Source organism: Sphingobacterium prati, assembly GCF_013167215.1.
GTDB classification, from domain to species: Bacteria; Bacteroidota; Bacteroidia; order Sphingobacteriales; family Sphingobacteriaceae; genus Sphingobacterium; species Sphingobacterium prati.
Genome location: NZ_JABJWY010000032.1, coordinates 142,639 through 158,381 on the forward strand (window position 1 = coordinate 142,639; position 15,743 = coordinate 158,381).

Genomic DNA, 15,743 nt, shown 5'->3' on the forward strand with positions numbered 1-15,743 from the left:
GTTACGTTAGCGATAGTATCGGATTTTGATCCCTATAAAGTTACGGAATTAATATGAAATAGTGTTTTTTCTGACCTTAAATAGGCCTGGTATTCAGCTATTTTAAATTGTCATGGTAATGTCTTATATTTGATTGAATGTCGTAATGAAAAGTTGTAGCAAAAGAACTACTTTTTACTATAATAGTGATTTCACGGTGGTTTAAACGCAATTGTTTAGAATGATTATAAATTGATATTAAAGGTCACAAAATTGTCAGCGATTTATTAATAAATCATACTTTTGTGGCATTGTTAAGGGGGTAGTGGCTCCTTTAACCATGGGAGTTAATTTTTTACATTCACAAATAAATAGTATAAAGTGCTAAATATGAGAACTATCTCATCCGTTTTGGGAAGCCTTGCGAGGGTGGTGTCAACGAGTTTGATGCTATTATTTGCCGTTACGACGTTGCATGCGCAAGATGTCAAGGAAGGTGAAAAAATCTTCAAATCTAAGTGTACATCCTGTCACGCAATCGACAGAAAAGTTGTTGGACCTGCGTTGAAAGGAATTCCGGAGACTAAAGATGAAGCTTGGTTAATCAAGTGGATTCGTAACTCTCAAGCTTTAATTGCTTCTGGTGATGCCGAAGCGGTTAAGATCTTTGAAGAGTACAACAAGTCTGTGATGACTTCTTTTACGGATCTATCTGACGATCAGATTAAATCCGTATTGGCTTACATCACTGACGCGTCTAAGGAAAAACCGAAAGACGGTCCGGGTGGTACTGCGGCTGCAAAAGATGACAATGCATCTATGTTCATGATTTTGGGCTTGATCGCGGTTGTTATTTTAGCGGTTGTTGTGATCGTGGTCTTGAACCGTGTGATCCGTACCTTAGAAAATGTTATTGCTAAGAATCAGGAAGCGATTGCTGCGCAAGAGGAACCTGAAGACAGTCAGCGTTTTGTGAAGTTTGCGAAAGCATTCGTTAAAAACAAAAAATTGGTTGGGTTCACCGTGTTGATGCTTGTTGCTTTGTTGGCAGTAGGTGGTTGGAAAACGATGTGGAACGTCGGTGTTCACGAAGGTTATAAGCCTGTTCAGCCAATCAAGTTCTCGCACCAAATTCACGCTGGTGTAAATAAAATTGAGTGTCAATACTGTCACGGTGGTGCATTTAAATCGAAAAATGCGTCTATACCATCGGCTAACGTATGTATGAACTGTCACAACACAGTCACTGCTTCTGAGCATTACAATGGTGATATTTCTCCGGAAATCGCGAAGATCTACCGTGCGTTAGACTGGAATCCTGAGACACGTACTTATGGTAATAATCCAAAGCCAATTCAATGGGTTCGTATCCACAACTTGCCTGATTTTGCTTACTTCAATCACTCACAACACGTTGTGGTCGCAGGAGTAGAGTGTCAGACTTGTCACGGACCGATCCAAAATATGGAAGAGGTATATCAATACTCTCCATTGACGATGAAATGGTGCGTGGACTGTCACAAAAAGACGGATATCAAATCAGATAATAAATATTATGAAGATCTGATCAAGGCACACGAGAGAATTAAGAAAGGTGAAAAAATGACTGCAGCCATGATCGGTGGTCTTGAGTGTGGTAAATGTCACTATTAATAATTATTTGAAATACGCAATCTTATATACAGCTTAAATGGATAGCAATAAAAAATATTGGAAAGGTTTGGAAGAGTTAAATCAAACTCCTGCTTTCGTTGAGGGAAGCAAGGGTGAGTTTGCCGAATCTATTCCTGTAGAAGATGTATTAAACGAAGCTGGCCTGAGTACAAAAACTCCTCGCCGTGACTTCTTGAAAGCATTAGGTTTTGGTTTGGGTGCTGTTTCTTTAGCGGCTTGTAACCGTACTCCTGTGCATAAGGCAGTTCCTTATTTGATTAAGCCTGAAGAGGTAACTCCAGGTATCCCTAACTACTATGCTTCGACATTCAATGGTCAAAGTATCTTGGTTAAAACGCGTGAAGGTCGTCCAATCAATGTTGAGCCTAACCCGAACGCAATTGGTTTGAACCAAGGTTTGGATTCAACTACGGCTGCTTCGGTATTGGATTTATACGATGAGTCTAAACTGAAACAAGCGCAATTGAAAGGTCAAGATGTAGAATGGTCTAAATTGGATGGGGAAGTTGTTAAAGCATTAACTGCGGCAGCATCTTCTGGTAAACAAATTACGATCGTTTCGAATACAGTAAATAGTCCTTCAACTTTGGCAGCAATCGCTGCTTTCGCAACGAAATTCCCGACAGTTAACCATGTACAATACGATGCTGTTTCCTACAGTGGTATTATCGAAGCTAATAAAGCTTCTTTTGGTAAAGCTGTAGTTCCTTCATACAATTTTGATAAAGCAAATATCATTGTTTCAGTTGCTGCTGATTTCTTAGGAACTTGGTTGGCAGGTGAAGAACATACACAACAATACGCTAAAAACCGTGACTACAAATCATTGAAAAATGGCAAAATGTCACGTCACGTACAATTTGAATCCGGTCTTTCGATGACAGGTACAAATGCAGATGCACGTATCGCTATTAAACCTTCAGAAGAAGGTGCAACTTTGATTGCTTTATATAATGCAATCACTGGTCAATCACTGGCTGGTGCGACTGCAAACAAAAAAGCACAAAAAGGTGTAGCGCTAGCGGCAAAAGAATTGCTGAACAGCAAAGGTGCTGCCGTAGTTGTTGCTGGTTCAAACGATGTGAATGTTCAGGTATTGGTCAATGCGATCAACGTCGCATTGGGCGCTTACGGTACAATCATTGATTTAGATAATTATTCTAAACAATACCAAGGTTCGGATTCGTCTTTCCAAGCTTTCTTAGCTGCTGCAAAAGGCGGTCAAGTGGGTGTAGCGTTCTTCTTGAACAGCAACCCTGTATATGATTACTTCAAAGCGGATGATGTAAAAGCTGCATTGAAACAAATTCCTTTCACGCTCTCTTTCTCGCAACGTGCTGATGAGACAGCATCGGAGTTGACAGCGATCGCGCCTGCAAGTACTTTCTTAGAGTCTTGGGGTGATGCAAATCCGAAGGAAGGTTTGTATTCAATCGTTCAACCAACAATCAATCCTGTCTTCCAAACACGTCAAGTTGAACAAAGCTTGTTGACTTGGGCAGGAAACACAACAGATATGTACAACTTCGTTAAGAACTTGTGGTCTACACAAATCTTAGCTGGTTCTACGAAAAACTGGGATGCTGTATTGCAAACTGGTTTTGAATATAAAGGTGCTAAAGCTGCAACTGCTCCTGCTTTTACAGGAAATGCTGCTGCTGCCGCTTCTGCTATCGAAGCTTCGAGCAAAGCAATCACTGGCGAGTTTGAATTGAAACTTTACGAACCTTCTGCTCTTCGCGATGGTCGTTATGCAAACAATGCTTACTTACAGGAATTGCCTGATCCAGTATCTAAGGTAACTTGGGACAACTACGCTGCCCTAAATCCTAAAGATGCTGAAAAACTAGGTTTGGGTGAAGATGGTAAAGTAACGGTAAAAGCAAATGGTGTTGAATTAGAATTACCAGTTGTTCAACAACCAGGTCAAGCACAGGGAACCGTTTCAGTTGCTGTAGGTTATGGCCGTACGAAAGTTGGTAAAGCAGGTAATGAAGTTGGTAAGAACGCATTCCCATTTGCTTCTATTATCAACGGTACTGTTCAAGGTGTTGCAAAAGCAACTGTAGCGAAAGCTTCCGGAACTTACCAATTGGCACAAACACAAACACACCACACAATCGAAGGTCGTAACGTGATTCGTGAGACTACGTTTGCGAAATATTTGAAAGATCCTAACTCTGAAGCGGGACGCTTTACAGATAATCACAAAACCTACGATCTGTGGAACAAATATGAGCAACCAGGGCACAAATGGGTGATGGCGATCGACTTGAACGCATGTACAGGTTGTGGTGCTTGTATCGTAGCTTGTAACGTAGAGAATAACATCCCTGTTGTAGGTCGTGACGAGGTTCGTCGTCGTCGTGAGATGCACTGGTTACGTATTGACCGTTACTATACAATCGAAGGCAAAGATCAAGATCTTACAAAAGAGAAAGAAATTGCGAAAGCTTCGGCTGAATTGGATTTCGAAGATATCACTGTTGTTCACCAACCAATGTTGTGTCAGCACTGTGGTCACGCTCCTTGTGAAACGGTTTGTCCGGTATTGGCAACAGTACACTCTTCAGAAGGTTTGAACCACATGGCTTACAACCGTTGTTTTGGTACACGTTACTGTGCGAATAACTGTCCATTCAAAGTACGTCGTTTCAACTGGTTTGCTTACTGGAATGATTCACGTTTTGACAACTACTTGAACAATGAGTTCACACAATTGGTGTTGAATCCAGATGTCGTAACTCGTTCACGTGGGGTAATGGAAAAATGTTCAATGTGTATCCAACGTATCCAAGGTGGTAAATTGCAAGCGAAGATTGAAAATCGCAAAGTGAAAGATGGCGATATCAAGATGGCTTGTCAACAAGCATGTTCGGCAAATGCAATCATCTTTGGTGACGCCAATGATCCAGAATCGGAAGTATCCAAAGCATTGCGCAATGAGCGTGTTTATTACGTACTTGAGGAAATCAATGTTCAACCGGGTATCGGTTATATGACAAAAGTTAGAAACACTTTTGAGGCGTAATCTTGTACAATATTTGAAATAAAAATACTATGTCATCGCATAACGAATCAATATTAAGAGAACCATTAATGACCGGTAAAGACATCACGTATGCAAAAATTACGGATGATATCTTACTACCGGTTGAAAATAAACCAAATAAAGCATGGTGGATTGGTTTTACCGTTGCTGTATTGGGTGCTTTATTATGGGTAGTTAGCGTTAGTTATACCTTTTGGACAGGTATCGGCGCTTGGGGTCTGAATAAAACTGTAGGCTGGGCTTGGGATATCACCGACTTCGTATGGTGGGTTGGTATCGGTCACGCTGGTACGTTGATTTCAGCCGTATTATTAATTTTCCGTCAAAACTGGCGTAACTCAATCAACCGTTCCGCAGAGGCGATGACGATCTTTGCGGTAATCTGTGCGGCTACATATGTTGTGGCTCACATGGGGCGTCCTTGGTTGGCTTATTGGATTTTCCCACTTCCAAATCAATTTGGATCACTTTGGGTAAACTTTAACTCTCCATTGGTATGGGATGCGTTTGCGATCTCAACATACTTCACCGTATCCTTAGTATTTTGGTACTGTGGTTTGTTGCCAGATATCGCGACTATCCGTGACCGTGCTACGGGATTAAAACAAAAGATTTATTCTGTATTATCATTCGGTTGGAATGGTTCTGTGAAGACTTGGCAACGCTTTGAAATCGTGTCATTGATCTTGGCGGGTATTTCAACACCACTGGTACTTTCTGTACACACCATCGTATCCATGGACTTTGCAACTTCGGTTATTCCTGGATGGCACACGACGATCTTCCCTCCCTATTTCGTGGCAGGTGCGATCTTCTCGGGTTTTGCGATGGTACAGACTTTATTGTTGATCTTACGTAAAGTAATGAACTTTGAAAACTACATCACGATGTTCCACATTGAGTCGATGAATATCATCATCATGACTACTGGTTCTATCGTGGGTGTGGCTTACTTAACTGAGTTGTTTATCGCGATGTACTCTCGTTCAGAATACGAAATGTATGCTTTCGAGAACCGTATGTTGGGTCCATATGCATGGGCATACTGGTCGATGATGACTTGTAACGTAATTTCTCCACAGTTATTTTGGTTCAAAAAAATCCGTACAAGTATTCCGATCTCATGGATCTTATCTATTGTTGTAAATATCGGTATGTGGTTTGAGCGTTTCGTAATTATCGTGACTTCATTGCACCGTGATTACTTGCCTTCATCTTGGGCAATGTTCTACCCAACTTGGACAGACGTTGGTATCTTTGTAGGTTCAATTGGATTATTCTTTACGTTATTCTTGTTGTTCTTACGTTTCTTGCCAGGTATCGCGATTGCCGAAGTTAAATTGTTGTTGAAATCATCATCATTACAACATAAAACTAAATTGGCTCAAGAAGGTGCATTCCCTGCAGAGCAAGTGGAGTACTTCCAAGAATCATTGGAAAAATATGATTCAGTGACAGAAGAAGAGATTAAAGAATTATCAGTTAGAAAATAATCAGCAATGAGCAATACAAAATATATATTAGGTAGTTTTGCGGATCCAGATGACATGATGCATGGGATCGACAAATTGCAAGCAAACAATATAAGTATTTATGACTGCTTTACTCCGATGCCTATCCACGGTATCGAAGCGAAGTTAGGTGTGAAACCTTCTCGCTTGCCTATCGCAGCATTTTGCTTTGGAGCATTGGGAACGACATTAGGGTTTAGTTTATTGTATTATACCATGGTATACGATTGGCCAATGAATATTGGTGGTAAACCATCTTTTGCAATGCCAAACTTTGTTCCTGTAACATTTGAGGTTACCATCTTATTGTGTGCTTTGGGTATGGTTGCTACATTTTTCTTCCGTAACCACCTGTTTCCAGGACGTGCACCACGAGTGATGGACTTGCGCGCGACAGATGATCGTTTCATCCTTGCAGTAGATGCCAAAGAAAATGCAGATCACGCTTTGATCGATAGTTTATTGAAAGAAGCTGGTGCTGTTGAAGTTAAGTACAATGATAGAAAATATGTTAGCTATGAATAAGAAGAATTTACTTGGAACTGTATGCGCAGCTGTAGCATTAACAGCACTTGTTTCTTCTTGTGGTGATAAAACAACTCGTAGTACAGGTTTGGAATTTTCCCGTAACATGTACGATCCGCTTGCGTTCAATCCGGATCAACCTAACGCGAATTTTGCTGATGGAAAAACAGCGCAAACTCCGCCAAAGGGTACAGATCCAGTTGGATTCACTCGTTTCGAGTATGCCAATACATTAGAGGAGTACGAACGTGCGGGGCGGGAAGTTAAAAATCCTTTGGTTGTCAATGCAGAAAACCTTGAAAAAGGAAAAGCATTGTTCACCACTTACTGTTCGGTATGTCACGGACCGGAAGGTAAAGGGGATGGACCGCTGACGAAAGATCGTAGTGTAACTGATTCTAGAGGTACCCGTCAATTAGAGAACTTTCCGCCGCCACCTTCTTATCACAGAACAGACGCGGCAAACTCTTCAAGAGGTGGTTTGATGGCTGACTTGACAGATGGTAAAATCTACCATACGATTTATTACGGACACAACTCTATGGGATCGCATGCATCGCAATTGTCTCCAGAAGAGAGATGGAAAGTTGTTATGTATGTTCACGAATTACAAAAGAAATAATCTAACATCAGATATATAAATGGGAACTCACAGTCATCATCACGATTATAATTTCAACGAGCGATACGAGTTTGCTGGCAAAGCTAAATTGTACAGTATTATCGCTGTTGTACTAGGCGTAGCTGCTGTTGCTTTCGGGTTGCTTTCGGGCGATCACGTTACTGTAGAGCGTACTTACGCCAACTTGTTATTGATGGGTTATTACTTTACATGTGTATGCGCAGCTGGAGCATTCTTCGTTGCCTTGCAATATGTAACACAGTCTGCATGGTCTGCAGGTCTGGTACGTATACCTCAAGCTATGGCAGGTGTTTTACCAATTGCATCCTTGATCTTATTAGTTATAGTGGGCTTAGGTCTGACTACACATAACTTGTATCATCACTGGCATGCAGATGGTCTACTAGACCCCAATCACGCAAATTATGACCCTATTATCGAAGGAAAATCTGCTTACTTAAATGTACCTTTCTTTTTGACTCGTCAAATCGTATTCATGGGTATCTATAGTATTTTTGCCGTTGTCCTTGCGAAACTTTCTTATAAGGAGGATTTAGAAGGCGGTTTGACATCTTACAAAAAGTCATTCAAATTGTCTGCAATCTTTTTGGTTATTTTTGGCTTTACTACACCAATCTGGTCTTTTGATACCATCATGTCCTTAGAAGCACACTGGTTTTCTACCATGTTCGGATGGTATAACTTCGCAGCAATGTGGGTAAGTGGCTTATGTGCCATTACTGTAATCGTTGTTGTCTTGAAGAAAGCAGGTTATATGAACTGGGTAAACGAAAATCATTTACACGATTTGGGTAAATTGATGTTCGGTTTCTCGATCTTCTGGACTTACGTTTGGTTTGCACAATTCATGTTGATTTGGTATTCAAACATTCCTGAAGAAACAGTTTATTTCTACAAACGTTGGGAGCCTGAATACAAACCTTGGTTTTGGTTGAGTATTATCATTAACTTTGTGGCACCATTGTTACTATTAGTAGATCGCGATGCGAAACGTAAGCAAAACGTCATGTTGTTCGTAGCGATTCTATTGTTGGCTGGTCACTGGCTTGATTACTATATCATGGTTATGCCTGGTACTGTTGCTGAACATAGAGGATTTGGTATCATTGAAATCGGAACTGCACTTGGTTTCTTAGGTTTGTTCATCTTTTTAGTGATGAGTAAACTGAGCAAACAAGCATTGGTGCCTAAAAATCATCCTTTCTTGGATGAGAGTTTACATCACCAAATATAGTTTCACTTTTAAAGGAAGGTTACGTAAAAACGTTATAAAAGAAATGAGCTTTAAATTAAATAATAGATTCAAATCCATCTCGGGTTTTGTGCTTGCACTAGGGCTGCTTTTTGCAAATCCTATTCTTGCAAGTCAACAAGATACAGTAGCATCTGATTCTGCTAAAGCGGCGACTACAGCGGTAGCTGCCCCTGCAGCAACGGATTCGGTTGCAAAAGATACAACAGCGGCAGCAGGTACTGCTGCTGTTGCATCTGCTAGCTCTACTACAGAAGCTAGCGCAGCTGCTCCTGCTGTTGAAGAAGTGAAGCAAATAGACCCTCAGGTTTATAAAAACTTCACATATTATGTGTTATTGTTTTTAGTCGTTTGTACAATTGTTGCTGTGATTGGCAAGGTACTTTCGATTTATGAATTAACACGAAAAATGAATGGTAAATACAATCCATTTGCGAATAACACATTCCAATCGGTATTGTTCTTTATCTTCTTGGTTGTATTTCTTTACGGTGTTTATTGGACATACGTACATTGGGGAGCAGCTTATTGGCGTTCAGCGGTAACAGAACATGGTGCACGCATTGATACCATGTTTATCATCACAACGGCAATTACAACATTTGTATTGGTGATTACACATGTCTTGTTAATGACTTTTACATTTTTGTACCGTATGCGTGCAAAACGTCAAGCGTACTACTATCCACATAACAATGCCATTGAGAAACTTTGGACAATCGTTCCGGCAGTAGTCTTGACAGTATTGGTATTATTTGGCTTTTTTACATGGAGATCAATTACAAATATTCCTGAGGATCTTCAAAAATCAGCATTGCAGATTGAAGTATTAGGAGAGCAATTCCAATGGCAGGTTCGTTATCCTGGTACCGACGGTATCATTGGTAAACGTAATTACAAAATGACGACACCTACGAATCCTTATGGTATCGACTTTAATGATAAAAATTCTTGGGATGATATTCAAGGTTCTGAAATTTGGTTGCCAGTAAACAAGCCAGTTCGTTTCCACATCGTTTCAAAAGATATTATTCACTCTTTCTTTATTCCTGATTTCCGTGTTCAGATCAATGCGGTACCCGGAATGACCAACTATTTCCAATTCACACCTACTGTGACAACAGAAGAGATGCGTGATCGTTTGGGAGACTACAATTATGATTTCGTGATGTTGTGTAACAAGATCTGTGGATCTGGTCACTACAACATGCAAAAGAAAGTTGTTGTTGTTACTGAGGCACAATATAAAGAGTGGTTAGCTAAGCAAAACAAATATTTTACTGAGGATCTGCAAAAGGAATTCAGTACTAAAACAGCTAACGTAAAAAAGGATAGCGTACAAGTTACAGCATCTTTGAACTAATTAAGAATTTTTGAATATAAAATCGAATATGTCAAGTACAGTAATATCGCATAGCGCTGAACATCACGATTCGCACGGACATCATCACGAGGAATCATTCATCAGAAAGTATATCTTTTCTGGTGACCACAAGATGATTGCCAAGCAATTCTTGATCACTGGTATCATCATGGCAGTTTTTGCGATGCTTTTATCAGTATTATTCCGTATCCAGTTAGCATGGCCGGATAAAGAATTCCCTATATTAGAAGTATTCTTGGGTAAATGGGCTGAAGGTGGCCGTATTAAACCGGAGTTTTTTCTTTCCTTGGTGACCATTCACGGTACCGTCATGGTATTCTTCGTGTTGACAGCAGGTCTATCGGGTACATTCAGTAACTTATTAATTCCATATCAAATCGGTGCGCGCGATATGGCGTCGCCTTTTATGAATATGTTATCTTACTGGTTGTTTTTCATCGCGTCAGTTATTATGGTTGCTTCTTTCTTTGTGGAGAGTGGGCCTGCTTCTGCCGGTTGGACAATCTACCCACCATTATCAGCTGTACCAACGGCAATCGCTGGATCTGCAACTGGTATGACTTTATGGTTGGTGAGTATGGTTCTATTCGTTGCTTCGCAGTTGATCGGTGGTATCAACTATGTAAGTACGATCTTGAACATGCGTACAAAAGGTATGGATCTTTGGAAAATGCCATTGACAATCTGGGCGTTTTTCTTAACTGCCATCGTGGGTATGTTGTCATTCCCAGTATTGGTATCTGCAGTTGTTCTTTTGATTTTTGACCGTGCCGCTGGTACGTCATTTTATTTGTCTGACTTGGTCGTACAAGGACAAATTTTACCGAACGAAGGTGGTTCTCCAATTTTGTTCCAGCACTTGTTCTGGTTCTTGGGTCACCCTGAGGTATATATCGTTGTTATGCCGGCTTTAGGTTTGACTTCTGAGGTTATTGCAACAAACTCACGTAAACCAATCTTCGGTTATCACGCCATGGTTTACTCTTTGATCGGTATTACTGTATTGTCCTTTATCGTATGGGGTCACCATATGTTTGTGACAGGTATGAATCCTTTCTTAGGTGGTGTGTTTATGATCACAACGTTAATTATCGCCGTTCCTTCGGCTGTCAAGGCCTTTAACTACCTTGCAACATTATGGAAAGGTAATATCCGCTTTACACCAGCAATGATGTTTGCTATCGGTTTGGTATCGTTCTTTATCTCCGGTGGTTTGACAGGATTGTTCTTGGGTAATGCGGCATTGGACATCAACCTACACGATACATATTTTGTCGTAGCCCACTTCCACTTGGTAATGGGATCGGCTTCCATTTTTGGTATGCTTTGTGGTGTTTACCACTGGTACCCTAAGATGTTTGGCCGTATGATGAACACAAAATTGGGTTATTTACACTTTTGGTTGACTTTCATCGGTGCTTACCTGGTATTCTTCCCAATGCACTTTATGGGTATTGATGGTGTACCACGTCGTTACTATGCATTTACGGAGTTTGCTTTCATGGCAAAATGGGTTTCTGTGAATCAATTGGTGACTTGGGCTGCGATCATTGCTGCTTTGGGTCAGGTTGCTTTCTTATGGAATTTCTTTTACTCGATTTTCTTCGGTAAGAAAGCGCCACAAAATCCTTGGCATTCGAATACTTTGGAATGGACTACTCCGGTAGAGCATATCCATGGTAACTGGCCAGGCGAAATTCCGACAGTACACCGTTGGCCTTATGATTACAGTAAGCCGGGTCACGATGAGGATTTCATTCCTCAAGATGTTCCTTTTTCCCAAACAATGAGCTCGAATTTGCCTCATGATTTTGAAGGGGATGAGGAAGCTGAGCGTATCCAGGCAGAATGGAATGCTCAAAATGGTAGAAGAGACTAATAAAATTTAATTGAATGGAGTAGGACTTGTCCTACTCTATTTTATACAAGTTTGTATTTTAAGAGGTAGGGGTAGTATTATGTTTCCAGCAGCTGAAAAGCGATTTATAAAGACCAATTTTATTACGATTATCGTATTATTCATGGTCATTATTGCTGGAGGTGTTGTACGGAGTACAGGTTCAGGCATGGGATGTCCAGATTGGCCAAAATGTTTTAACCGTATTATTCCACCCACAGATATCTCCCAGCTACCACAAGGATACGAACAACATTATATTGAGGGAAGAGCAAAAAAAAATGAGCGTTTCGCCAAAATTGTAGAATTTTTTGGGGATAAGGAAATGGCTTACAAGCTCCGTACTGATAAAAGTATCTTGCAGCATGAGGATTTTAATGTTGCGAAGACTTGGACGGAGTACATCAATCGTTTGGTAGGCGTTATTTCTGGATTTTGTTTATTGTTTACTGCAATTTATTCCTTCACATATATAAAATCAAAAAGTTCAATCGTTGTTTGGTCAGTGGTTAATCTTTTTGTTGTGGTCATTCAAGCATGGTTAGGTTCGATCGTTGTATCGACCAATTTGATGCCTTGGATAATCACAGTACATATGCTCTTGGCGCTTGTAATTGTTTGTATCAGCGTATATACATACTTTAAAGCGGTTACACTACGTGACAAGACCATATTGGTTAATCGTTCTTTAGGCGTATTAAAAGGTCTTGCGTTGATCTCTATTTTGTTGATGTTAACGCAAGTGATCGTCGGAACGGGGGTTCGGGAAGAAGTAGATCTATTGACTGGCTCCGACATTGCCCGCGCCGATTTTATAACAGCTATTGGCCAACAATTTGAAGTGCATCGATGGTTGGCATATTGTTCTTTGATTTTAGTTATTGTATTATTCTTTTTGGTCCGCACAAGTTTCAATACGGGATCTAAGCAGTTTAAATTCGCTTTGATCGCATTGATCCTCGTGGGTATCCAAATGCTATCAGGAATTATCTTAGCTCGATTTGCAATACCTGCATTTGCACAGACAACGCATCTGGTTGTTGGGACGCTATTATTTGGTGCCCAATTTTATCTGTTGTTGCTGTTGACTAAGCAAAGGCATTAATTTTGAAATTCGGGATGTTTATGTTTAAAAGTTCGTGTTTGAATACACTGGTAGTAGGAGGTCTCTTTTAATTATGAAAGAATTTATTTCAGATTTCAATAAGCTCGTTAAGTTAAGACTTACGTTGACGGTGGTATTTTCCGCGTCAATTGCTTTTCTGATAGGATCAAAACAACAGGGTGAAATTTTCTGGGTCAATTGGTTATTGTTGACTGTAGGTGGTTTTCTGGTCACAGGTTCTGCCAATGGTTTTAATGAGATCATCGAAAAGGATCTGGATAAGTTGATGAAACGTACAGAGGATAGACCGCTACCTTCGGGTCGGATGACAACAGGGCAAGCTTTGGTATTGAGTGTCTTTATGGGCATATTGGGTACTTTGGTATTGGTCCGCTTAAATTTTGTCGCTGGCTTATTGTCGGTTTTTTGTATCCTTCTTTATGCATTCATTTATACACCTTTAAAAAGAAAGTCACCGATAGCCGTTTTTGTAGGGGCATTTCCTGGCGCATTTCCACCATTAATTGGTTATTATGCTGCTTTTTCACAGGATGACCTGGCCTATTATAGTGGACATAACGAAGCCGCAATTATTATTATTCCCTTCGTGTTGTTTGCTATTCAGTTTTTATGGCAGTTCCCACATTTTTGGGCGATTGCTTGGGTCGTCGATGACGATTATAAATTGGCTGGTTTTAGGTTGTTGCCAACGACAAAAAGAGATAAGATATCAGCCTTTATGGTATTCATTTCAGGACTGTTAATGGTTCCTGCAGGATTTATACCTTATTATTTTGGCTTTGGTGGAATTTGGTTTACGATAGTGTCGGTCATTGGGGGATTGATGTTTGGATATTATGGCTATTTGCTGTTTAAGAATTGTGATATTCCTTCAGCAAAGAAAGTGATGTTTACATCATTCATCTATTTACCTGTTACACAACTCGTATTATTGCTTAACTTTATTCCTTTGAAATAATGTTAGATATACAAGCACAAACTGACGAGAAGTTAGTACAGAGAAAGGCCCAGAAATTCAACCTTTGGTTGGGTATGTTGGGTATGTTCATGATGTTTGCCGCGTTATCCAGTGGTTTCATTGTATATACAGCGAGTGGCGTGGACAAAGGAATCAAGACATTGTTACCTGATACGTTCGTCTATAGCACAATCGTAATCGTGGTGAGTAGTCTTACGATGTTTTTGGCACATAGAGCTGCTAAAAATGGTGATTCTTCCAAACAGAAGTTATTGTTAATGGTTACTTTTGTTTTGGGTATCGTGTTTTTTGCATTGCAAGTACATGCTTGGAATGTGTTAACTGAACGAGGTGTTTATTTTGTCAATAACAATGCATCTCAATCTTTTATCTACATTTTTACAGGAATGCACTTGGCGCATATTATTGCGGGTTTGATCGTTTTGATTGGCGCGATTATAGGAGCGAATAAGCTTTCTAAAGACGGCAATCTTTTCCGCATGGATCTTGCCAGTATTTTTTGGCATTTTCTCGATCTTTTATGGATTTATATATATGTTTTCTTACTTTTGAATCAATAATAGTAAACAATGAGTACAACAGTATCGCAATTGGATAAGGTAAAAACTGGTCCATGGAATGGTGGAAAATCACCTTGGAACTTAGAGTATGGAAAAATCATGATGTGGTTTTTCTTGGTAGGGGATGCCTTCACATTTTCTGCATTTTTGGTTTATTATGGCGCACAACGCTTTTCTCACCCAACTTGGCCAGATCCTGATAAGATTTTCCAATCTATCCCGGGTATTGCGGAGCATGGTCAACCTTTGGTATTCGTAGGTTTGATGACCTTTATCTTGATTATGTCTTCTGTGACAATGGTTTTGGCTGTTGAAGCTGGTCACCGTAATCAAAAAAATGAAGTTGTCAAATGGATGCTTTGGACGATTTTGGGTGGTATATGTTTCGTAGGTTGTCAGGCTATCGAGTGGACCCACTTACACCACATGGGTTTCTGGTTTGGTAAAAATCCGGCTACAGGTCTAGAAGGGGATGCGATTAAAACTGCATTGCTACCGTACTTTACACACGATATTTCCTATACATCGGCGTTGCAATTTGCAAACTTGTTCTTCACGATTACAGGTTTTCACGGTTTCCACGTTACTGTAGGTATTATATTAAACATCATCATTCTTTGCATGACTTTGAATAATACTTTTGAAAATCGTGGTTCTTATTTAATGATTGAAAAAGTAGGTTTATATTGGCACTTTGTGGATTTGGTGTGGGTATTCGTATTTACATTCTTCTACTTAATCTAATTACTGAATTAATAATTTTAGATCGCTATGTCACAATATCAAGATAATATCGCTCACGGAGAGCATGCTCACGAAGGTGGGATGGATAAGAAAGCCATTTGGAGAGTATTTGGCGTACTTTTGGCGCTTACTTGTCTAGAGTTCTTAATTGCGTTAGGTTTTGTTCACCACTGGCAAATTTTGGCCAAAGGTGCATTGGTAAATACCATCTATATTGTTTTAACATTAGTTAAAGCATATTATATCGTTGCATTCTTTATGCACTTGAAATTCGAAAAATCGAGTTTCATCGTTACCGTTGCAATAGTCTTTATTTTTATTATTTATTTTATCGTCCTGATGTTAGTTGAGGGAGGTTTCTTGGCAGGTGCTTTTCAAGAGCATCAATTGTTTCCAAATAAATAGATAAGGTGAATA

Annotated in this window: 13 protein-coding genes; all 13 read left to right on the forward strand. The window is 39.9% G+C overall.

The features are described from left to right. The first annotated feature begins 369 nt into the window (after positions 1 to 369). The 13 genes from HPC41_RS08930 to HPC41_RS08990 all read left to right on the forward strand — a co-directional run bounded on the left by HPC41_RS08930 (position 370) and on the right by HPC41_RS08990 (position 15,731). Entirely contained in the window at positions 370 to 1,632 is a 1,263-nt protein-coding gene (locus HPC41_RS08930; protein WP_172393688.1) for a cytochrome c3 family protein, read from the forward strand. 37 nt (positions 1,633 to 1,669) lie between these two features. Next, on the forward strand, positions 1,670 to 4,684 hold the full coding sequence (locus HPC41_RS08935; protein ID WP_172393689.1) for a TAT-variant-translocated molybdopterin oxidoreductase: 3,015 nt from the start codon (positions 1,670 to 1,672) through the stop codon (positions 4,682 to 4,684). Positions 4,685 to 4,713: 29 nt separating this feature from the next. Beyond that, a complete protein-coding gene (gene nrfD / locus HPC41_RS08940; protein WP_077437920.1) occupies positions 4,714 to 6,198 on the forward strand; it encodes an NrfD/PsrC family molybdoenzyme membrane anchor subunit in 1,485 nt (494 codons plus the stop codon). Between the two features lie 6 nt (positions 6,199 to 6,204). Continuing rightward, entirely contained in the window at positions 6,205 to 6,741 is a 537-nt protein-coding gene (locus tag HPC41_RS08945) for a DUF3341 domain-containing protein (RefSeq protein WP_104385006.1), read from the forward strand. A gap of 106 nt (positions 6,742 to 6,847) precedes the next feature. Beyond that, complete coding sequence (locus HPC41_RS08950) at positions 6,848 to 7,363, forward strand: c-type cytochrome (RefSeq protein ID WP_313533445.1); 516 nt, start codon at positions 6,848 to 6,850, stop codon at positions 7,361 to 7,363. 19 nt (positions 7,364 to 7,382) lie between these two features. Beyond that, positions 7,383 to 8,618 (forward strand): quinol:cytochrome C oxidoreductase, encoded by a 1,236-nt coding sequence (locus tag HPC41_RS08955; protein WP_172393690.1) that lies wholly within the window; start codon positions 7,383 to 7,385, stop codon positions 8,616 to 8,618. A 43-nt stretch (positions 8,619 to 8,661) separates the two neighbouring features. Then, positions 8,662 to 9,999, forward strand: a complete 1,338-nt coding sequence (locus HPC41_RS08960; protein WP_172393691.1) for a cytochrome c oxidase subunit II — start codon at positions 8,662 to 8,664, stop codon at positions 9,997 to 9,999. 28 nt (positions 10,000 to 10,027) lie between these two features. Beyond that, a complete protein-coding gene (locus tag HPC41_RS08965; protein ID WP_172393692.1) occupies positions 10,028 to 11,899 on the forward strand; it encodes a cytochrome c oxidase subunit I in 1,872 nt (623 codons plus the stop codon). Between the two features lie 79 nt (positions 11,900 to 11,978). Continuing rightward, a complete protein-coding gene (locus HPC41_RS08970; RefSeq protein WP_172393693.1) occupies positions 11,979 to 13,022 on the forward strand; it encodes a COX15/CtaA family protein in 1,044 nt (347 codons plus the stop codon). A 73-nt stretch (positions 13,023 to 13,095) separates the two neighbouring features. Further along, on the forward strand, positions 13,096 to 14,001 hold the full coding sequence (gene cyoE, locus HPC41_RS08975) for a heme o synthase (RefSeq protein ID WP_172393694.1): 906 nt from the start codon (positions 13,096 to 13,098) through the stop codon (positions 13,999 to 14,001). After that, positions 14,001 to 14,582 (forward strand): cytochrome c oxidase subunit 3, encoded by a 582-nt coding sequence (locus HPC41_RS08980; protein ID WP_172393695.1) that lies wholly within the window; start codon positions 14,001 to 14,003, stop codon positions 14,580 to 14,582. Before cyoE ends, HPC41_RS08980 begins: the two co-directional genes overlap by 1 nt. Positions 14,583 to 14,591: 9 nt before the next feature. Then, positions 14,592 to 15,326, forward strand: a complete 735-nt coding sequence (locus tag HPC41_RS08985) for a cytochrome c oxidase subunit 3 (protein ID WP_108635989.1) — start codon at positions 14,592 to 14,594, stop codon at positions 15,324 to 15,326. Between the two features lie 27 nt (positions 15,327 to 15,353). Then, positions 15,354 to 15,731, forward strand: a complete 378-nt coding sequence (locus HPC41_RS08990; protein ID WP_120261492.1) for a cytochrome C oxidase subunit IV family protein — start codon at positions 15,354 to 15,356, stop codon at positions 15,729 to 15,731. The last annotated feature ends 12 nt before the right edge of the window (positions 15,732 to 15,743 follow it).